Annotated in this window: 19 protein-coding genes; 15 read left to right on the top strand and 4 right to left on the bottom strand. The window is 45.8% G+C overall.

Features of this window, described 5'->3' with window-relative positions; genetic code table 11:
- Positions 1-123: 123 nt before the first annotated feature.
- The 3 genes from C7R91_RS23375 to C7R91_RS23365 form a co-directional block, all read right to left on the bottom strand.
- Positions 124-1,107 carry a zinc-dependent alcohol dehydrogenase family protein gene (locus tag C7R91_RS23375; RefSeq protein WP_047067443.1) on the bottom strand — a complete coding sequence of 328 codons (984 nt, stop codon included), beginning with the start codon at positions 1,105-1,107 and terminating at the stop codon, positions 124-126.
- A gap of 276 nt (positions 1,108-1,383) precedes the next feature.
- Positions 1,384-1,593 (bottom strand): CDGSH iron-sulfur domain-containing protein, encoded by a 210-nt coding sequence (locus C7R91_RS23370; RefSeq protein WP_047067441.1) that lies wholly within the window; start codon positions 1,591-1,593, stop codon positions 1,384-1,386.
- 240 nt (positions 1,594-1,833) lie between these two features.
- On the bottom strand, positions 1,834-2,202 hold the full coding sequence (locus C7R91_RS23365; protein ID WP_047067440.1) for a DoxX family protein: 369 nt from the start codon (positions 2,200-2,202) through the stop codon (positions 1,834-1,836).
- Positions 2,203-2,398: 196 nt separating this feature from the next.
- Between C7R91_RS23365 and C7R91_RS23360 the strand changes: the two genes are divergently transcribed.
- The 4 genes from C7R91_RS23360 (at position 2,399) to C7R91_RS23345 (ending at position 7,442) form a co-directional block, all read left to right on the top strand.
- Positions 2,399-3,085, top strand: a complete 687-nt coding sequence (locus C7R91_RS23360; RefSeq protein WP_047067438.1) for a response regulator transcription factor — start codon at positions 2,399-2,401, stop codon at positions 3,083-3,085.
- Positions 3,078-4,079 carry a sensor histidine kinase gene (locus C7R91_RS23355; RefSeq protein ID WP_047067436.1) on the top strand — a complete coding sequence of 334 codons (1,002 nt, stop codon included), beginning with the start codon at positions 3,078-3,080 and terminating at the stop codon, positions 4,077-4,079. Before C7R91_RS23360 ends, C7R91_RS23355 begins: the two co-directional genes overlap by 8 nt.
- 85 nt (positions 4,080-4,164) lie before the next feature.
- Positions 4,165-4,848 carry an ABC transporter ATP-binding protein gene (locus C7R91_RS23350; RefSeq protein ID WP_047067434.1) on the top strand — a complete coding sequence of 228 codons (684 nt, stop codon included), beginning with the start codon at positions 4,165-4,167 and terminating at the stop codon, positions 4,846-4,848.
- The gene (locus C7R91_RS23345) at positions 4,845-7,442 is read left to right on the top strand and encodes an ABC transporter permease (protein WP_047067432.1); all 2,598 of its coding nucleotides are present in this window, start codon (positions 4,845-4,847) and stop codon (positions 7,440-7,442) included. The genes C7R91_RS23350 and C7R91_RS23345 overlap by 4 nt, the downstream gene beginning before the upstream one ends.
- Before the next feature lie 147 nt (positions 7,443-7,589).
- Here the strand turns inward: C7R91_RS23345 and C7R91_RS23340 are convergent, their stop codons facing one another.
- Positions 7,590-8,117, bottom strand: a complete 528-nt coding sequence (locus C7R91_RS23340; RefSeq protein ID WP_047067429.1) for an isochorismatase family protein — start codon at positions 8,115-8,117, stop codon at positions 7,590-7,592.
- Positions 8,118-8,378: 261 nt separating this feature from the next.
- On the opposite strand from C7R91_RS23340, the gene C7R91_RS23335 reads away from it, so the two are divergent.
- The 11 genes from C7R91_RS23335 to C7R91_RS23285 all read left to right on the top strand — a co-directional run bounded on the left by C7R91_RS23335 (position 8,379) and on the right by C7R91_RS23285 (position 19,154).
- Positions 8,379-9,080, top strand: a complete 702-nt coding sequence (locus tag C7R91_RS23335) for a YjjG family noncanonical pyrimidine nucleotidase (RefSeq protein ID WP_047067426.1) — start codon at positions 8,379-8,381, stop codon at positions 9,078-9,080.
- A gap of 73 nt (positions 9,081-9,153) precedes the next feature.
- Entirely contained in the window at positions 9,154-10,983 is a 1,830-nt protein-coding gene (locus C7R91_RS23330; protein ID WP_047067423.1) for a UbiD family decarboxylase, read from the top strand.
- 107 nt (positions 10,984-11,090) lie between these two features.
- Positions 11,091-12,179: a hypothetical protein gene (locus tag C7R91_RS23325; RefSeq protein WP_047067421.1), complete on the top strand. Its 1,089-nt coding sequence runs from the start codon at positions 11,091-11,093 to the stop codon at positions 12,177-12,179.
- Positions 12,180-12,363: 184 nt separating this feature from the next.
- The gene (locus C7R91_RS23320) at positions 12,364-14,334 is read left to right on the top strand and encodes a BglG family transcription antiterminator (protein WP_047067418.1); all 1,971 of its coding nucleotides are present in this window, start codon (positions 12,364-12,366) and stop codon (positions 14,332-14,334) included.
- Positions 14,294-15,439, top strand: coding sequence for an amidohydrolase/deacetylase family metallohydrolase (locus C7R91_RS23315; protein ID WP_047067416.1), 1,146 nt, complete (start codon positions 14,294-14,296; stop codon positions 15,437-15,439). Before C7R91_RS23320 ends, C7R91_RS23315 begins: the two co-directional genes overlap by 41 nt.
- Positions 15,440-15,543: 104 nt before the next feature.
- The gene (locus tag C7R91_RS23310) at positions 15,544-15,801 is read left to right on the top strand and encodes a hypothetical protein (RefSeq protein WP_236697789.1); all 258 of its coding nucleotides are present in this window, start codon (positions 15,544-15,546) and stop codon (positions 15,799-15,801) included.
- A 32-nt stretch (positions 15,802-15,833) separates the two neighbouring features.
- A complete protein-coding gene (locus C7R91_RS23305; RefSeq protein WP_047067412.1) occupies positions 15,834-16,196 on the top strand; it encodes a glycine-rich SFCGS family protein in 363 nt (120 codons plus the stop codon).
- 3 nt (positions 16,197-16,199) lie between these two features.
- Positions 16,200-16,538, top strand: coding sequence for a DUF4312 family protein (locus C7R91_RS23300; RefSeq protein WP_047067410.1), 339 nt, complete (start codon positions 16,200-16,202; stop codon positions 16,536-16,538).
- A gap of 21 nt (positions 16,539-16,559) precedes the next feature.
- Positions 16,560-17,348, top strand: a complete 789-nt coding sequence (locus C7R91_RS23295) for a DUF4311 domain-containing protein (RefSeq protein ID WP_047067408.1) — start codon at positions 16,560-16,562, stop codon at positions 17,346-17,348.
- On the top strand, positions 17,348-17,998 hold the full coding sequence (locus C7R91_RS23290) for a DUF4310 family protein (protein WP_047067406.1): 651 nt from the start codon (positions 17,348-17,350) through the stop codon (positions 17,996-17,998). Before C7R91_RS23295 ends, C7R91_RS23290 begins: the two co-directional genes overlap by 1 nt.
- Before the next feature lie 40 nt (positions 17,999-18,038).
- Positions 18,039-19,154, top strand: coding sequence for a DgaE family pyridoxal phosphate-dependent ammonia lyase (locus C7R91_RS23285; RefSeq protein WP_047067404.1), 1,116 nt, complete (start codon positions 18,039-18,041; stop codon positions 19,152-19,154).
- Positions 19,155-19,157 lie beyond the last annotated feature (3 nt).

Genomic DNA, 19,157 nt, shown 5'->3' with positions numbered 1-19,157 from the left:
ATCCCTAGAGAACAAGGAGCCGTATAGGCACAGTACCATCTACATTTTCGCTACAGCGAGAGCTTATCATTTATTTTGCTCGTCGAAAAGTAGCGATTAAGAGGTACGATTCCATCCAAGTAATTACACCAAGATGATTTTTCCCGTACGATGACGGCTCTCCGCAAATTGCACCGCCTCTTTTACCTCATGCAGGGCAAATTTCGCTCCAGGTTCTGCTAAAAGGAGCTTCCCACTCTGAACGAGATCGATAACTTTCTCAAACGTTTCGTGCCAGGTAGACACGGAAACTCGTTGATTCCAGTGGCGCAATAAAAACAGTTGAGGGAGAACGCCAAGCTCTTTCGAGATAGTCGACCAATCCACTTGAACTCCCGATAAAAGGCCTAACGACAAGAAAATCCCGCCGGCACGTGTAGACTTCGCCAGCTCTAAACCATCTGGCCCGCCAATGGAATCAATAGACGCATGAGCACCTTGTCCGTTCGTGACACTCATGATGGACTCATAAATAGACACATGCGAGCTGTCGATGACATGCCAAGCCCCGAGTTGCATCAGCTCCCCGGTATATCTTGCGTTTCGGACGATGGCAATCACCCGAAAACCGAAAAGAGCGGATAGCTGAATGAACAAGCGGCCAATGGCTGAGTTGGCTGCATTGACTAACAAAACCTGTTGAGAAGACAGTTGAAGAGTCTCATTGCAGATGACCCAGGCAGTGATTGGGTTGATGTACAACTGACATGCAATATCATCTGGAATCGAATCAGGAACCGCAATGGCTAGCTCAGCTGTCGTTTTTACGAATTCTTGCCACGTACCCTCACCGCGCAAAGGCAGAACACGTTTCCCGATAAGAGAACGGGGAGCAAAAGGACCTGTGTCAATTACGGTACCAACCCCTTCATACCCAGGAATGGCGGGAAGGTTGATACGATGCTTGTAAGCACCACGAATCGGGATGACATCAGAAGGATTAATAGGGCGTTCGCTCATTTTTACCAAAATTTCATCCTGCTTCAGAGGTTCAATCAGCCGTTGTTCAACCTTCAATACTTCACGGGGTTCACCAAATTGATCGTAACGTACTGTTTGTGCATACATGGTTGTGCACTCCTAACTATGTCAACCATAACTGGCGAAGGAAAGTTCTCCGTCATTGTATATGGAATCGGAATGTCTTTATCTTAGGTAAAAAAAATAAACCCCGTCAATCAAAACGAGAATTTGGCAGGCAGCTTATGTTATTTCCTCCTCTCAAACCTCACTTTCGCTTGCGGAATACTTTTCAAAATTATACCAATCTTTCTATAAGGAAACAATTTGACATAAAAAGCGATTGATAAAAAGAAAAAAAGAGCGCATCTGCGCTCTTTCGAATCATACTTTTGCTCGTGGTGCACTTTCAAAACCTACTTTTTTATGCGTGCCATCACAGAACGGTTTTTTCTCGGATTGACCGCATCGACAGAGTGAAAAAGATGAACCGACATCATACTTGTCACCTGCTCCATCCAGCAATTCAACTGCACCGGTAACACGAATTGAGCCATTGTCGTTAATCTTGATGGTTACTTTTTCTTGATCCACATATCATTCCTCCTTTTTACTATCTTTACCTACTATGATTTCAAGCAGAAGGGTATGCGATAAATAATTGCTTCTACAAAGGAAGAGCCTGTCGAAGCAATAGTGGACTGGCTGGCAGAGCATGGTGAAATCGTGTTAAAATCAGGACAAGGTAAGGTGATTTTAAGAAAAAGCGGGAGGCCGTCAGATCCTCACCTGGTTACGGGTGGGAACTGGCGGCTTTTTGAGCGAGCCATAAGATTAAGCATGATTCGGCTGTTTTTTGTTGCTACCACTCTGACGACCGATCAGCAAGAAAACGAGGAGTAAGACAAATGGAATCGCTACAGTAGTCGTATCTCCGTGTATAAGAAGAGTGATTGTAGCACCAAGCATGATCACTGCGAGCGTATAGGCGGCGTAACGCGTATACTTTTTCATCAGTAAGCCCAATCCGCCGAGCACTTCGCCTACACCGATCACAACTTGGAACCAATGGGGAAACCCGAATGCTTGGAAAGCGATTGTGGTCTCTGGATGTCCAATCAGCTTATCAATACCAGATGAAAGAAACATCAAGCACAACCCTACGATCAATACCCATTTTGCAAAAATACGCAGACCTATCATACTGAAATCCTCCAATCGTTTCGTTGATGGATTCAGTATAAGCCGCCCATTATGACATCTTTTGTCATATAGCAATGACTGAACGATCTGTAAAGGATCGTGTATTTGTGTGACGCAAGCTATATTTTAACTATCTAAACGATGGTTTGAAACCAAAAACTGATGTGAGAACAAGAGATAGTCGGGAGGATTAACATTGAAGGTTTTAGTAGTAGAAGATGACAAGACCATTGCAGATGGTTTGCACTATTCGCTTTCCAGTGAAGGTTATGAAGTCGTTCTTTGTGAAGGGAAGCATACTGCCATTGAAACAATCAAGCAACAACGTTTTGACATTTTTTTACTGGATCTGACTTTGCCAGATGGTAATGGCTATGAGATTTGCGAATATATAAAAGAAAATCAGGATGCACCTGTCATCTTCTTGACGGCGTGTGATGATGAAATCAATGTGGTTCGGGGGTTAGATATGGGAGCAGACGACTATATCACAAAGCCGTTTCGTATCCGGGAGCTGATTAGCCGAATGAAGTCATCCCTTAGGCACTACCAAAAAGAACCCAACCTGACTGACAAAGTGAAGATTGGAAATGTTGTCGTACATACAAAACTGGCTAAAGTGTACAAAGGAACTGAGGAAGTGATGCTGACTGCTTTAGAATACCGTTTGCTGTTGGCATTCATAAACAGTAGAGGGCAAGTTCTGTCCAGAAATCAGTTGTTAGAGGGCATTTGGGATTTAGATGGTAACTTTATCAATGACAATACCCTTTCGGTCTACATTAAGCGGCTTCGAGAAAAGTTGGAAGATGATAGCCAGAATCCCAAAGTGATAGAAACCGTACGCGGACTTGGCTATCGAATGAGTGGAAGCCATGCTTAAAAACAAAGAAATCCGGAAGTTATGTATGTGTAGCGTGGTTATTTCCACCATTGGGATCACTATTCTTTGGATAATCAATTGGAAAGCAGGGATTGTGGCGATTGCCATGGTATTTCTGCTCCTTTTATGTTTTTTCTTGTTTACCCGCAAACGTTATCAGGACATCAGTAAGCTCGCTTATTATTTGGCTTCTGTATATTCAGGCCAACCCACGATGGATATTCGGGATAACGTTGAGGGTGAATTGAGCATTCTGAAAAATGATATTTACAAAGTGACATTAACGTTGTCTGAGCAGTCTACTCTTCTGAAAAAGGACAAACAATACTTGGCAGAGACTCTTTCGAACATCTCCCATCAACTAAAAACGCCACTTGCCTCCATGTTTGTCATGGCTGATTTGTTAAACAACCCTAGTCTTCCAAAAGAAAAGAGGGAGGAGTTCTTGGGCAAGATTATCAATCAGTTGAAGCGTATTGAATGGCTCGTGACTTCATTGCTCAAGCTGTCCAAAATCGATGTGCAGAGCGTTATCTTCAAGAAGGAATTGGTATCTGTCAAAAAAATGATAAACAAGGCATTAGAACCACTCCTTGTCCCCATGGAATTAAAAAATCAGGAGCTTTCTTTCTCTTGTAAAGAAGATCTTTTCGTGTATGGGGATGCAAACTGGACGGTAGAAGCCATTTTGAATGTGATTAAAAACGGGATAGAGCATACGCCGGTTGGGGGACGTATTGCTATTTCGTGTGAGGAAACACCATTGTATACACAAATTGTCATTGCCGACAGTGGCGAGGGGATTAGTCCGGAAGATGCTCCGCACATTTTTGAACGATTTTACAAAGGGAAGAATGCAGGAGTGGATAGTATTGGAATAGGGCTAGCCATGTCTAAAACAATCTTGCAAAGTCAAAACGCCGATGTGTTTATGGAAAGCCAGCTTGGTGTAGGCACAACATTCAAAATCAAATTTTACAAGCAAGTGATGTAGATGACAAAATTGTAAGAATGAATGTCACCGACGAGACATGTTTGGCAGCTATTCTAAACGTACTAACTGATCTGGGAGGCTCATGATGGAGATTTTGCGAGTAGAGAACCTGTCAAAGACGTACGGTGACGGCGAAACAGCTGTTACTGCATTGAACGATATCTCATTTTCCGTACAAAAAGGGGAGTTTGTGGCGATTATTGGACCTTCTGGTTCAGGTAAGTCTACCCTTTTGCATATTCTGGGGGGCGTTGATACGCCCACATCCGGTAAAGTGATCGTTGACCAGACTGATATGTACGCGATGGATGAAACGGCATTGGCCATCTTCAGACGCAGACAGATTGGGCTTATCTATCAATTTTATAATCTGATCCCTGTCCTCACTGTGGAGGAAAATATTACCTTGCCATTGCTGTTGGACGGTAGAGAAGTAAATCAAGAAATCTTTTCCGGTATCGTAGAGACTCTAGGCCTTCAACAGCGATTAAAGCATCTGCCAAACCAGCTTTCTGGAGGACAGCAGCAGCGTGCGTCCATTGGCCGTGCCTTGATTAGCAGTCCCGCCATTGTATTGGCTGACGAGCCTACCGGGAATCTAGACAGCAAAAATAGTGCTGAGATTGTGAAGCTCTTGAAAAAACTACACAAAGAACGGCATCAAACCCTGATTGTTATTACACATGACGAAAACATTGCCTTGCAAGCGGACCGTATTATTGGCATTCAGGATGGCCGGATTTCTAGAGATGAGGTGATCCGGCGATGAATATCGTAAATCAGCTCACTTTACGTTATATGAAAAAGAATAAAAGCCGTACCCTTGTTACAATCATTGGGGTTGTCATCTCTGTCGCAATGTTAACAGCAGTATTTTCGATTAGTAGCTCTTTCATGGATATGATGCAGAGAAACGCGATTGCCTACGCTGGTAAATGGCAAGCAGCTTTTCTCGATGTTGCAGGAGAAGATGTTGCGGCTATTACAAATACAGAAGCAATTGAAAGATACGACATTGACCAGAAACTCGGATACGCACGACTTTCTAACTCTCCAAACAGCGTGAAGCCGTATTTGTATATTACTGGACACAGTAATCATCAAGTAATAGGGGTGAGCTTGATTGATGGGAGTTTGCCTCAGAATGAAAATGAACTGGCACTCTCATCGCAGTTTCTACAAACCGCCGGGGTAAGCTGGAAGGTTGGAGATGTAGTCACATTAGATTTTGGTAACCGCAGCTTGAATATAGATGGTGAGAGCGAGACGTTGGGCACCGATTATGTCTATCAATCAAAGGAAGTCTTTACGCCTACAAAGACAAAAACATACACCATTACCGGGATTGTTCAAGCACCAGCTAGAGAACAGGAAGCAATGGCTGCATACCGTGCATTTAGTGGTCTTTCTGAGGGGGATTTAGAGGAGGGCTTTCCCTACACGGTAAGTGTAGAATATAAGGATTTTAAAGGTTTAGGAAATAACATTTATGAAACGAGTAACACGATTGCTAGTAAGGTAAGCGGAGTAAAGGATCAAGTTAAATCGAACGGAGTAAAAGTCAAGTACAACCGGGATCTTTTGCTCTATTCCGGGATTTCGAATGATTCCCACTTTCTTAACACCATGTATCTGGCAGTCTTATCCGTTGGAATTATCATTCTGATTGGATCTGTCTCACTAATCTACAACGCGTTTGCGATCTCACTTTCAGAGCGTAGTCGCACTTTAGGAATGTTATCTAGCGTAGGGGCAACCAAACAGCAAAAAAGGGCTTCTGTATTTTTTGAAGCTGCTGTGATCGGGGTCATAGCTATTCCAGCTGGGTTGTTTTTTGGGTCCATTGGCATTGGTGTTACTCTCCATTTGCTCAGCCCATTCATTGAAAAAATATTTGTCGTTAGTCAACCGATGCGATTGGTGATAGAGCCGTACAGTATGATTGCTGTCATTTTGTTTTCCATTTTGACATTGCTCATTTCTGCATGGTTTCCAGCAGTGAGGGCATCGGGAATTACACCGATAACTGCGATTCGTCAGACAAAGGATATCGAATTAAAAGGAAAAGATGTTCGTACATCCAAAATGACGCGGAAGTTGTTTGGATTTGAAGCAGAACTAGGATTAAAAAATTTGAAAAGGAATAAACACCACTATCGCTCAACGGTCTTTTCTCTTGCGATCAGTGTAATCTTGTACCTAGCAGCTTCTTCCTTTTCATTATATATGGATAAGTCCTATAATATGGCACAAGCACCGCTACCCTATGATCTGTCCGTAAACGCGAGGGGAGCCGATTGGGAAAGGGTACGGTCATTAACCAATGAATTGATGTCTGTCCAAAACGCAACAACAAAAGTGAAGACCCAACTTCTTTTTAATGATCTATTCCTCAACGAAAACGAGGTTACCACAGACATCTCCAGTCGCCATACTCTTGATCCAGATGGGAAATACTACATGTCTGCAAACATTGTTTCTCTTGATGAGGCCTCTTTTGCAGCGTACCTGAAATCCGCGGGGATTGATGCAAAGAAATTGGAAGGTGACGAGATTTCTGCAATACTTGTCAATCGGTTCACCTTGAAAGAACAACATCATTTTACAGATATTTCTCAACTAACAGTCCAAGAGGGATCAGAAATACCTTTCACGAAGGTTGAAGGGGCTAAAATCCGAATTGCTTCTATCACAGATAAACGTCCACCTTTTATGCTACGCTATCAGGAAGATGCTTTTACGGTGACACTTGTTGTTTCTGAACGAGACTTTGACAAGCTACGAGAACGCGGTAACGAGGAGTTGTCTGAGCAAATTTTCAGTGAGGTTCAATTTACAACAGAGCAGTCTGCGGCATTGGAAAATGAAATAAACCCGATTATGAACAGATATCCAGATCTACATGTCTATACGACCAATCTGATTGAGGAGCGTCAGGATGCAATGAATCGCGCCACAGTCATATCCGTATTCCTTTATGGGTTTGTGGTTCTCATCGGACTCATTTGTATGGCAAATATCATCAACACGATTTCGACAGGGATGGCCTTGAGAAAACGTGAGTTTGCGATGCTGGCTTCCATTGGCATGACGCCAAAGGGCATGAAGAAAATGCTACGCTTTGAAGGATTTTTTTATGGAATGAAGTCGCTTATTTACGGTTTACCGATTAGTTTATGTGTGATGTTTTTCATCTATAAGAGCCTTAGCCGTAATTTTGAATTTGCTTTTTCGTTGCCTTGGGCGGATCTTTTCATTGCAGGGATAGGTGTGTTTTTTATTGTGGGTACATCCATCCTCTATGCGACTAGAAAACATAAAGAACAAAATATCGTTGAATCGCTGAAGAACGAAAATATTTAATATAAAGGGTCTGTGAGCACATAATCAACCGGTTACATCAAATGGTGTAACCGGCTATTTTTATGACGAAAGCCTCTTAGCGTAGTAAAAATTCATTATTGGGAGATCGACGGCGAGCCCTCGGAAAAAAGGTACAACCTGCTTTCATCACTTGTATTTTTCAGCGTACTCGGCGTAGTCTACTACTTCAATGACACTCGACCAACGGAGAACGGTTCCTACAAACTGTTTAATGTCTAAACCTTGCATGCCATATGATTCGGCGTTATTGGTTGTTCCAGTTGCGTCCTTTATGAACGTCACTTTATATCCGCGATCATAGGCTGCGATCGCCGTAAACATACAACAAAATTCCGTCTCAAAACCGATTATAAAAAGATGATCGACCCCTAACTTTCCTAAAGTCTTTGTGAGTTCTGTTTGAAAGAAGGCGCTAGGGGTATGCTTCTCGATTATGTAGTCAGAATAGCCTTTTATTGAAGGGTGTATTTCCGAACCGATAGAGCTTCTATTCAGTGGGCTTTCTTCTGTATCATCGATATGTCTGATGAAAATGACAGGCCGATTGCTCTCTTTAAAATCTTTGATTACCTGTTCTATCAAAAAAAGTTCCTCTTTGTAATCCCCACAATTCACAATTCCGTTTTGCACATCAATGACTAAGAGTGCGTTCATTGCTTCACCTTCCTTTTGCCATGTTGAGAAATAATTCGGAAAGAAGGAGTGTACTTCCTGCTAGGTAAAAACCATGAGATATGTTCATCGGTTCAAATTCGCGACGTTGATCTAGAAGCCGCTCCTCTAAAATATCTCTAACGGCCTCGAATGATACAGTTCGAGGCTTTTTTTATGCAGTTTGGCCTTCTGTTTTTGATATGATAGAAAGGTGTTAGTTTTGTACGAATACTTGATCAGTAAAGATTTTTGGAGGCTGCTATGCGCTATCAAGTCATACTATTCGATGTAGATGATACACTTCTTGACTTCAAAACGACAGAAGAAAATGCTTTGCAAAAGACGTTTTCCCAGTTTGGATTCGCTACGGGATCGTCTGATTATCGAGCGACTTACAAAGAGATCAGTAAAGGATTGTGGGAGGATTTAGAAAAGGGGCGGATCACTCTGGCGGAGCTGGGCGTAGAGAGATTTCGAAGACTTTTCAAAGCTATTCAGCTAGACATCGATGCAGAGGCGTTCGGCAGCGCTTATCTCGAATATTTGGGCAAAGAAGTGCATTTAGTCCCGGGAGCGGTTGAATTGTGCAACAGTTTGAAGGATTGCCGTTTGGTGATCATTACGAATGGGTTTGCCTCTGTGCAAACGGCAAGAATTGCCGCTTCACCGCTTTGCAACGCTTTTGAGCACCTGATTATTTCCGAAGAGGTCGGGTATAAGAAGCCGGATCGGGAAATTTTTGAATACGCGTTTTCCAAACTGCAATGGACGGAGAAGGCGAGCGTATTGATGGTGGGAGATTCGTTGACCTCTGATATACAAGGGGGAGCGCATTACGGGATCGATACGTGCTGGTTCAACCCTTTGGGAAAGGAAAATCAGACGAGCATTCAGCCAACGTACGAAATCAGAGAATTGAGCGAGCTTCAAGAAATTGTGCGGAAGGGTAACGTGAATTTGTAGGATCTTTCCTGTATGATGAGAAGGTATTGATCTACAGGTAAATCTAGAATCTAGTGATTGGAGCCCTATAGATATGTATCAGAATTTAGAAGAGTGCATCCTTGACTTGGAAAGGCACGGACATTTGGTCCGTATTCGCGAAGAAGTAGATCCCTATCTGGAAATGGCCGCGATTCACTTGAAGGTGTACGAAGCCGGGGGACCAGCATTGCTGTTTGAAAATGTAAAAGGCTCAAAATTTCGTGCAGTATCCAATCTATTTGGCACAATTGAGCGCAGCAAGTTTATTTTCAGAAGCACCTGGCAAGCCGCTGAAAATATCATCGCCATGCGCAATGATCCGATGAAAGCACTAAAGCAGCCATTTAAAAATATGGAGAACGGCTTTGCTGCTCTGAAGGCTTTGCCTGCCAAAAAATCGACTAGCATGCCGGTAACTGCACAGGAAATCAGCATAACAGACCTGCCACTGATCCAAAGCTGGCCGATGGATGGCGGAGCTTTTGTCACGCTCCCCCAAATCTATTCGGAAGATCCGGACAAGCCTGGAATCATGAATTCCAATTTGGGTATGTACCGGGTGCAGTTGACTGGTAATGAGTATGAAGTAAACAAAGAAATTGGCTTGCACTATCAAATCCATCGTGGAATCGGTGTCCACCAAGCCAAAGCGACCAAAATGGGGATGCCGCTGAAAGTTAGTTGTTTTGTGGGCGGGCCACCTGCGCACACCTTATCGGCAGTAATGCCGCTACCAGAAGGCTTGAGCGAAATTACTTTTGCCGGCTTGCTTTCTGGACGCCGTTTTCACTACAGCTATATCGATGGTTATTGTATAAGCAATGATGCCGATTTTGTAATCACTGGAGATATTTATCCCGGAGATACGAAACCAGAAGGACCATTCGGTGACCATCTGGGCTATTACAGTCTGATCCATCCATTCCCTGTAATGAAGGTAAAGAAAGTGTATGCCAAGCCGAATGCCATCTGGCCATTCACGGTTGTGGGTCGTCCGCCACAAGAAGATACATCGTTTGGTCAGTTGATTCACGAGTTAACGGGCGATGCGATCAAGCAGGAAATCCCAGGTGTAAAAGAAGTCCACGCCGTAGATGCTGCCGGTGTGCATCCGCTGCTGTTTGCCATCGGAAGCGAGCGCTATACGCCTTATCAGCAGGTCAAACAGCCGACAGAGATGCTCACGATTGCCAATCGCATTTTAGGAACTGGCCAATTGAGCTTGGCCAAGTATTTATTCATTACCGCCGAAGAAAATCGACCGTTGACCACACATGATGAAGTTGATTTTATGACCTATATTTTGGAGAGAATCGACCTGCATCGCGATGTTCATTTTTATACGAACACGACCATTGATACGCTGGATTATTCGGGAACGGGCTTAAACAGCGGCAGTAAGGTTGTCCTCGCTGCTTACGGCGATCAAAAACGAGAGCTGTGCAAAGAGGTGCCGGATGAACTGAAGGATTTGCGAGAGTTTGAGAATGCCCGCTTGATTATGCCAGGTGTGGTTTCGATCCAAGGTCCGGCCTTTACCGATTATGCAAACGCCCAACAGCAATTACAGAATCTGTGTGACGCGATTCAAGCGAGAGGGCCGATCCCGTCTTGCCCGATGATCGTCCTTTGTGATGACAGTACCTTCATGAGTGCGTCACTACCAAACTTCCTGTGGGCAACCTTCACACGCAGTAATCCATCCCACGACATTTACGGCGTGAACAGCTACTACGAGAACAAGCATTGGGGTTGCGATAATCTGATTATTGATGCCCGAACCAAGCCACATCAAGCACCGCCATTGGTGCCAGATCCAACTGTCGAGAAAAATATCGAACGACTGTTTGTTAAAGGTGCGAGCTTGGGTGGAATCCTGTAAGCAGCCCCTAAAAATAGAGGTCCGTAACCTTTCGTTGCGGGCCTTTTTTATGTAATGGTACTATTTGGATGGAGGTTATCACCAAAAAATGGTTGGAGGGATATGGAATGTTTTTCATGAAGCGAAAGCAGTCTTCGTGGATTTATTTCCTTATGAGTTGGCTTTTAACGTTCGCCTTGCTTGTCACATGGTCACCAGCAGTCACCTTGGCATCCGAAGAAATAGACGAGTCGATACCTGTTGAACTAAAAATAAGTCCAGACAAAGACAGGTATTCTCCCGGTACGAAGATTCAGATAGAGGCAGTTACGAAAAAAGAGGGGAAATCATTCGAAGCGAAAATCGTGGTTAAGGCAAAAATGGATAAAGAGCATACCATAACCATTGAGCCCGAGACGAAAATAAAAGGAAAGAGTTATGTGTCAAAGGCGACATTTACACCGGAGGATATCATCGGAAACAATGCTGGAAGCTTGGGTATCGAGTTTGAGATCATTTTGAGCGATACTAATAAAATGTGGGTAGGAAAAACGAATAAGAGGATATTTGTAGACAACATGCCGGAAACGGTTCCTTCTGTAGATTCGGAATTTTTTATTTTGCCTGAACAAAAACTTAAAGTTGGTGAAAAAATAAAATTTACTGTACATACTCCTTATAAGGGAATCATTCGAGAAGACGCGAAGTTTTTATTTTTTTCGTTTAATTCAGTAGATACGACCCAAAAGGTGGAAAAAGTAAGAACCATACATGATCGTAAGAAGGGGATGTATGTAACGACAGGTTACTTTACCCCACGTAAAGAGGGAACTTATACTCCTTTCTTTTTCTTGGAAATGTATGATAAAGAAAAAGATGAGGATATAAGTGGAAGTGGAGTGATAAAGTTTGACGTGATCGCCAACCCCAAAATCGAAACTTCCCTTAGCCCACAAACCATAACAATCAAACTTGGGGATGAAATCTACTTGCTGTTAACCTATCAAGCAACCGGAATGGATTCGGCAAAATTTAGCAGAGAGTACAATTATGACGTGACCGAAATCAATGAAGAATATGACGAAGAAAATAAAACATACAAAGTACTGCTAAAGTTCAAGCCAGAGCAAAAAAAGACACATAAGTTTGAGGCAACTGTGAAAAACATCGAAACGGATACAAAAGCAACCGCAAAAACGACGATCTATGTCAAATAGGTGATAAAGAGAGGATGGCTCCCATTTTTAACCGGGGTCATCTTTTTTAGTGGTGTCGAATCGAACTGATAATTGCAAAAATTGCACGATTGATGGGGAAAGGAATCGTTCTTTACCACCGAGAAAGCGTTTTCTATAATGAATCTCAAGCAAGGACACAGCTTTTTATGGAAAGGAGAAAGGAATGGTCTTTTTAACCACACGTTCCCATGCATTACTGAAGGTGATACTCGACAGCTACTATCCGCTGAAAATTAAGGACGTCGCGCGCGATTTCCAGGTAAGCGAGCGGACCGTCAAGTACGATCTTGAGAACGTCAGGCAATGGCTAAAGGAACGAAATGTCATCCTCCATTCTCAACCGAATAAAGGGCTGTGGATCACGGAAGAACAAGAGCATCGAAATGCTTTGAAGGAAAATTTGCAAAGTGATGACAGCAAGACGCTCATTCTGCCGCAAAAGGATCGGGTTAAGCACTTTTTGTTCATTCTTCTGCTGTCGGAAGGGTATCAGCGGATGAACGATTTGGCTGACCATATGGGAGTCAGTCGAAATACCGTCGTTGCCGATGTCAAGGACGCGGAAAAACTGCTCGACGGCTGGCGTCTTGAGCTTGTCACGAAGCAAAGGTACGGTGTACGTGTGGACGGGAGTGAGCGGCATAAGCGGTATGCTCTCGAAAACTTGATTCACGATTTGTTGGATGGAATCGACATGTATCGGATGGTACAGGGGATGTTTTTAGAAAATGGACAAGAAGCGAGAACTGGTCCGCTATTAGAGAAATGGCTGATCAGCCGGACACAATTAGGGGAGATCATTCACAGCATCAAAGCATGGATGGATGCTGCTGCGGAGACGCTGGCAGACAGAGCGCTGATTAGTTTACTGATTCGCTTATGCATTGTCGTCCATCGTGTACAGCGGGGCCAATTGGTCACTGCGGATGATGCCGAGATGGGGGAAGCGAGACATTGGAGCGGGTATGAGCTGTTTTCACACGAGGTTCGAGCATTATGTCAGCGATTGAACGTCGATATTCCCGAACACGAGATTGCGTATGCGTGTCTTCCGCTGTTAGGGACCGACCAGGTGCCAAGAGAGGCGAGAGCAGGGAGGATTGTTTTGGACGTTTTCCAGGCAACTAAGGAGCTGACAGAAGCGGTTAGTAGCAGGATGCTGGCACCGTTGAACGAGGATCAGGAGCTGGTCAGATTGCTTTTTGCTCACCTGGATGACAGTTTGAACCGTTATCGTCAGGGAGTTCTTTTTGCGAATCCACTGACGGAGGAGATTCGCCGTTCATATGCACGCATGTTTGATGCAGTCAAACGCTCTTGCGAAGAAGTGTTTTGGCATCGCGGGGTCTATTGGCTTGATGCCGACATTGCTTACTTCGTCCTGCATTTCCAAGCAGGTTATGATCGCTGGCTGGAGCAGAAAAAGGCAGATGCGCTCGTCGTTTGCGGAACTGGCAGAGGGACTTCACGGTTTTTGAAAACGTATCTGGAAAGCGAATTGCGTTCACTTCGGGTCGTAGGCCTGTGTTCTAGCACAGAGGTAGAGAAGTATTTGGCGAGTCGTCGCGTGGATGTCATCATCAGTGTGCTGCCAATCAAAGCCGAGGTGCCAGTTGTCATCGTCAGTCCTCTTCCAACCCGCCAAGATATCAACCAGATTCAGAACTGTCTGGAAGCATTGCAAGTGGAGGGAGGCAATCGACAGCAGGATGTGAATGCTCGCAAGGAAGCCTGGTTTCCCACGCTGACTGCTGAACTCAATCCGTCAGATTTGCCCGTGGTGGAGAGATTGTCTCAGGATGTTATCTGCAAGGGGTATGAGATCAGTCAAAAAATCGTGACTGCATTCCGGGAGTACGTAACAGAACACACGGCAAGCGGACTGACACTGCACCTGCTGCTGATGGTGAATCGATTAGCTTTTGGTTCACCCTATCAGGAGGAGTGGGAATCGTCGGCTGAGGCGGAATCAAAAGAATGGAAGGCATGGCGTGAAAAGCTGAACCAATTGATGGCTGAGGCAAACCTCCAAGTTCCGCCTAGTGAAGTGACCGCCATCATGCGCTATTTTTCAGGAAAGGGGACGATAGAGAGTGAAAGTGGATCTACTCATACGCAACGGACGGGTCATTGATCCTTCCCAGAACCTGAACGGGCACTATGATCTTGCCATTCGGGAAGGGCGGATCGTTGGGTTGTATGAGAAAGAGAAGACAGCCGATGATCAAGGGATGAATCTGGAGGGCAAGGAAACGATTGATGCAGAGGGATATGTGGTGACCCCCGGTCTGATCGATCTGCACGCTCACGTTTTTCCGACAAAGACGAGTTTGGGCGTAGCCGCGGATCGGGTCGGGGTCGAGCAAGGTGTGACAACCGTAGTAGATGCTGGCAGTGTCGGGCTATGGTCGTTTGATGCTTTTCTTGAAGAAGCAGTGTATCCTTCTGTTACTCGTGTTCTGGCATTTCTGAACATTTCAGGGGATGGCTTGTGCACAGGCGGCGGGGAGCTCGCAGACATGTCGCGGTTAACCCCGAGAGAAGCGGCAGCCCTCATAAGAAAACAACCGATAGTACGAGGAATAAAAGCCCGCATGAGCGGTTCTGTCGTCAAGCAAAATGGGATACAACCCTTACGTGTAGCCAAGGAAGCGGCGAGGGAAGCGGGCGTACCGATGATGGTGCACATCGGAAACGCTCCGCCAAAACTCACGGAAATATTGCCTATGTTAGACCGAGGAGACGTGGTGACACATGCGTTTCACGGGAAAAAAGGAGGGATATTCGACGAAAGAGGCGAGTTGATTCCAGAGGCGCAAGACGCGTTGGAGCGGGGAGTCTTACTCGACATCGGGCACGGCGAAGCGAGCTTCAGCTTCCAAACACTGCGTCATGCGCAGGCCCAAGGCATCATGCCACATGTCATTAGCACGGATGTTCACCAGCGCAATATCGACGGTCCTGTGCACAGCTTGACGCACACACTCACGAAGTTTCTCGCCATGGGCTACTCGCTCGACGAGGTGATTGCGGCGAGTACGCTTGCGCCTGCACGAATTCTTGGGCTGGAAAACGAAATCGGGACGTTGAAGGTAGGGGCATGCGCGGACGTATCCATATTGCAGATCAAAAAAGAGCCGACAATGTTGACGGACAGTGAACAAGAAACGTTGGAGACAAAGGAAAGAGTAGTGGCTTATCAAGCGATTACTTCGGGAAAGGTACTGACATGCAAATGATTGATGACATTCTAAAGGAACTGGCTGAGACAAAACCAGATTATTTATCTGAAATTTCTGAAACTAGGCAGATTCTCCGGAAGATTGAGGAGGAGTTCCACCTCATGGAGACTCATATACCGCGAGATCGCTGGCTGGCCATCGGTGCTCATGTGCTGGCATTTGTACGCCGGATGACAAACGGTGAAAGGCTGCCCGTGATTGAAGCGGAGTTATTCGCCGAAATTCATCCCGATATGGTTACGCTCTCGCAAAAAATCCTCGCGGAAGAAAAGAGTGCGTGGCAGGCAGATGATACAGAAGCATTTCTATTGGCTGTTCATTTTGAAGCGATCCGTGCGATGCAGATGGGGCCATCTTAAAACATTGCTGTGAATATAGGGAGGTTTTGTATATGTCTAAAGTAAAAATCGTGATTGGTGATCGTCTCGGAAAAGGACAGAACATCGCAAAAGGAATTGAAGCTGCTGGCGGAACCGCGATCGTCATTCCAGGTGTTGGCGCGGATATGAAGGTAGGAGATGTCATGGTCAGTGAGAGTGCAGATCTCGGATTGTCCTTTTGCGGAAGTGGCGGGGCTGGTGCACTGACTGCCAAGACCAAGTATGGTTTTCCGGTCGAGTACGGCTTGCGCTCAGTAGATGCTGGGGTTACTGCCTTGCGTAGTGGCAAAAAAGTGATTGGCTTTGGCTTTATGGATACAGAAGAGCTGGGCAGACGCATGGTGGAAGAATACATCAAGCTGGGAGGGAAGTAATCCATGTACACGGAGATGACGCAGACCTTCCGATTATCCGGCAGTGGCGATACGAAAGAGGGAGCCTTCAACAAGATTTTTTCCCAAATCAAGCATGTAGTGGCGAGACAGACGAATGATTTGGTCGTGAGAATCGAACCTGTAGGAGTTTCCATAGTGTCTGCGACAGAAACAGTGAAGCATGAGCGATTTTTGGGTTTGTTCTTCCCACGCAAACGGACGCGTTATGACATCACCGTAGATATTCAAGTGAGGCTAGGTCTGGTCCAGGTAGAAAACATAACGTTTCGGCAACAGACCGAGCAAACTGCGGGTATAGGGCAGTTGATTCGTCAGCGATAGAAGCAGACAGGGGGTAAGTTCATGGTTACTTTGATGATTGTGTTGAAGTCAATCGTCATCGGGGCATTGGTCGGCTTCGGTGTTGGTGCGGGGGCAGCGAGGATGTTCCATGCACCCAATGTCCAAGGGATGGGAGCATTCCGGACTTTTGGAGAGCTGAACGCGTGTGCGGGCGATCCCATTTCTCACTTTTCATTTGGTCTTGGCTTTTTGTTTAACTCGTGGGCGTCTGTTGTTGGTGCTGGTGCGTTAACGCAAGATGTGGATCATCGCGTCATCCCGAACTGGGCGGCAGCCGTGTTGCTCTGGCGCAACAAGAATGTCGCAGAGACGCTGCACAATCCGAAGCAAATGGCGATTGCCGGAGCAGCAGTTGGTGTCGTTGTGGTTACCGTGTTGAATTCCACTGCAACGGCGATTCCCGAATCAATGCAGCTCGTAGCGACGAAGGTACTGGTCCCGGCTGCGAACTGGTTGATCAACCCGATCATGCCGATTGTGTTCTGGATGGCGGCGATGGATGCAGGAAAACGGACAGGGATTTGGGGAACGGTCTTGGGCGGTTTGTCGCACTTGGTCATGGGAAATGCGGTGCCTGGAATCGTCTTGGGTATTTTGATCGGTAAAGGTCTGGATGACAGTGGTTGGAACAAAATTACGAAATCCATGTTTATTGCAGTCATTCTCTTGTTTGTATTCAGTGGCTTCTTCCGCGGTTTTGATGTCGCGCTCTTGAAGAGTATGTACGTTGAAATTCCACAGTGGTTGATAGAGCTTCACGAAACATTCGGATCGGTGGTGAAAAAGTAATGGGTGAATTGCAGGCAAAAGGATTTTGGTATTCAGAATGGGCATTTCCCCTCTTTGTGGCATGCTTGTCTTCAGGAATCTTTGCGGGTACTCATCTTTACTATGTATATCATGTCGGTGCCTTTAACGATATCGCCATCGTTGCGATGCTGGAGGCGGGAATCAAGGGTGGCGGATACGGTGCGGCTGCCGCGTTTGGTGCGAGCTTTTTGTTTGCTCGTATTTTGGAGGGACCGCTGGTAGGGATTCTCGATATTGGCGGCTCGTTGCAAACAGGGATTGGGATTGGCGTTCCAGCGTTGATGCTGGGGGCAGGCTTTACAGCTCCGTTGACTTCTTTTCCTTTGGCGCTGGCGACAGGTGCATTCTTGGGCTTCATCATTGGTACCGTGATTATTTTGATTCGGAAGTATACGATCAACGCATCAAACTCCACCTTTGGCGCAGATGTTATGATGGGAGCTGGAAACGCAGCAGGTCGTTACTTAGGTCCACTAATCATCATCTCTGCGATCATGGCTTCGATTCCAGTTGGACTCGGCGCAACAGCAGGAGCAGCAATTTTCTACTATTACAACAAACCAATTGCGGGTGGTGCGATTATCGGAGCCATGATCTTCGGTGCCATTTTCCCGATCCCGACACAATGAGGATAGAAAGAAGCGTTTTCACAGGAAGGATGGGCAAACCATGGGTATCTATCAGCAGTTAGGCTTGAAGCAAGTCATTAACGCAAGCGGTAAGATGACGGCACTGGGTGCAAGTGCCGTCCATCCTTCTATCGCACAGGCCATGGGAGAAGCCGCCATGGATTATGTAGAAATCAGCGAGCTGATGATTGTCGCAGGTCGTCATATCGCAGAGGCAACCGGAGCAGAAGACGGTTGTCCTACCTCAGGAGCAGCTGCAGGCATTGCCATCAGTGTAGCGGCAGTTATAGCTGGTTGCCATCTGAGTTTGATCGAGCGGCTTCCTTACTCCGAAGGGTTGAATAACAAGATCATCATCCAAAAAGGACACGCGGTGCATTTCGGTGCTTCCGTTCAACAGATGATTGCGCTGGGCGGTGGGAAAGTCGTAGAGGTCGGGCATGCCAATCACGTAGAAACGGATCATTTGCGAGAAGCCATTGATGATGAGACCGCAGCACTGCTCTATGTTCAATCTCACCATGCGATTCAAAAAGGAATGCAGTCGTTAGACACAATGATTCAACTCGGTCGGGAGTTTGGACTTCCTATCATTGTAGACGCAGCGGCGGAGGAGGATCTGCGGCGCTATGTAGAGATGGGGGCCGATTTGGTCATCTACAGTGGCGGGAAAGCAATTGGCGGACCAACTTCTGGGTTTATCGCAGGTCGTGCCGATCTGGTTGCCGCATGTCGCGCGCAATATAAAGGCATAGGTCGTGCGATGAAGGTGGGAAAGGAAGCCATTGCGGGTTTGCTTGCAGCGCTTAGGCAGTACGACTCTGAAAAGCAAGATGCTCCCGAGCAGCGTAGGCGAGTAGAGTGGCTGGCAGGGGAACTGAACAGCTTGCCCGGTGTGAAAGCAGTGATCGCACAGGATGAGGCAGGCCGGGCGATCTATCGTGTGCAAGTCCAGCTTGACGAACGAGTGACGGGAATGACAGCTCGGGAGCTTACATGCCAACTGGAGCAAGGAAATCCGGCTATTTTTACCCGTAACCATTACGTGAATACGGGCGTGATTGCTTTTGATCCACGACCGTTTCACGAAGGGCAAGAACACATTATTGCAGCGCGAATGAAGGAACTGCTGCAAAAACAGGGAGAAGGAGAATAACAA

The sequence above is a fragment of the Brevibacillus formosus genome, assembly GCF_003013405.1.
In the GTDB taxonomy this organism is placed as follows: domain Bacteria; phylum Bacillota; class Bacilli; order Brevibacillales; family Brevibacillaceae; genus Brevibacillus; species Brevibacillus formosus.
The sequence above is the reverse complement of the archived record's forward strand: the minus strand, read 5'-3'. Positions and strand labels throughout refer to the sequence as shown.

Coding starts and splice junctions, on each gene's coding strand:
- C7R91_RS23375 (WP_047067443.1), bottom strand. CDS start 1,107: ATGTATGCACAAACAGTACGTTACGATCAATTTGGTGAACCCCGTGAA.
- C7R91_RS23365 (WP_047067440.1), bottom strand. CDS start 2,202: ATGATAGGTCTGCGTATTTTTGCAAAATGGGTATTGATCGTAGGGTTG.
- C7R91_RS23355 (WP_047067436.1), top strand. CDS start 3,078: ATGCTTAAAAACAAAGAAATCCGGAAGTTATGTATGTGTAGCGTGGTT.
- C7R91_RS23350 (WP_047067434.1), top strand. CDS start 4,165: ATGGAGATTTTGCGAGTAGAGAACCTGTCAAAGACGTACGGTGACGGC.
- C7R91_RS23345 (WP_047067432.1), top strand. CDS start 4,845: ATGAATATCGTAAATCAGCTCACTTTACGTTATATGAAAAAGAATAAA.
- C7R91_RS23340 (WP_047067429.1), bottom strand. CDS start 8,117: ATGAACGCACTCTTAGTCATTGATGTGCAAAACGGAATTGTGAATTGT.
- C7R91_RS23335 (WP_047067426.1), top strand. CDS start 8,379: ATGCGCTATCAAGTCATACTATTCGATGTAGATGATACACTTCTTGAC.
- C7R91_RS23330 (WP_047067423.1), top strand. CDS start 9,154: ATGTATCAGAATTTAGAAGAGTGCATCCTTGACTTGGAAAGGCACGGA.
- C7R91_RS23325 (WP_047067421.1), top strand. CDS start 11,091: ATGTTTTTCATGAAGCGAAAGCAGTCTTCGTGGATTTATTTCCTTATG.
- C7R91_RS23320 (WP_047067418.1), top strand. CDS start 12,364: ATGGTCTTTTTAACCACACGTTCCCATGCATTACTGAAGGTGATACTC.
- C7R91_RS23310 (WP_236697789.1), top strand. CDS start 15,544: ATGGAGACTCATATACCGCGAGATCGCTGGCTGGCCATCGGTGCTCAT.
- C7R91_RS23305 (WP_047067412.1), top strand. CDS start 15,834: ATGTCTAAAGTAAAAATCGTGATTGGTGATCGTCTCGGAAAAGGACAG.
- C7R91_RS23300 (WP_047067410.1), top strand. CDS start 16,200: ATGTACACGGAGATGACGCAGACCTTCCGATTATCCGGCAGTGGCGAT.
- C7R91_RS23295 (WP_047067408.1), top strand. CDS start 16,560: ATGGTTACTTTGATGATTGTGTTGAAGTCAATCGTCATCGGGGCATTG.
- C7R91_RS23290 (WP_047067406.1), top strand. CDS start 17,348: ATGGGTGAATTGCAGGCAAAAGGATTTTGGTATTCAGAATGGGCATTT.
- C7R91_RS23285 (WP_047067404.1), top strand. CDS start 18,039: ATGGGTATCTATCAGCAGTTAGGCTTGAAGCAAGTCATTAACGCAAGC.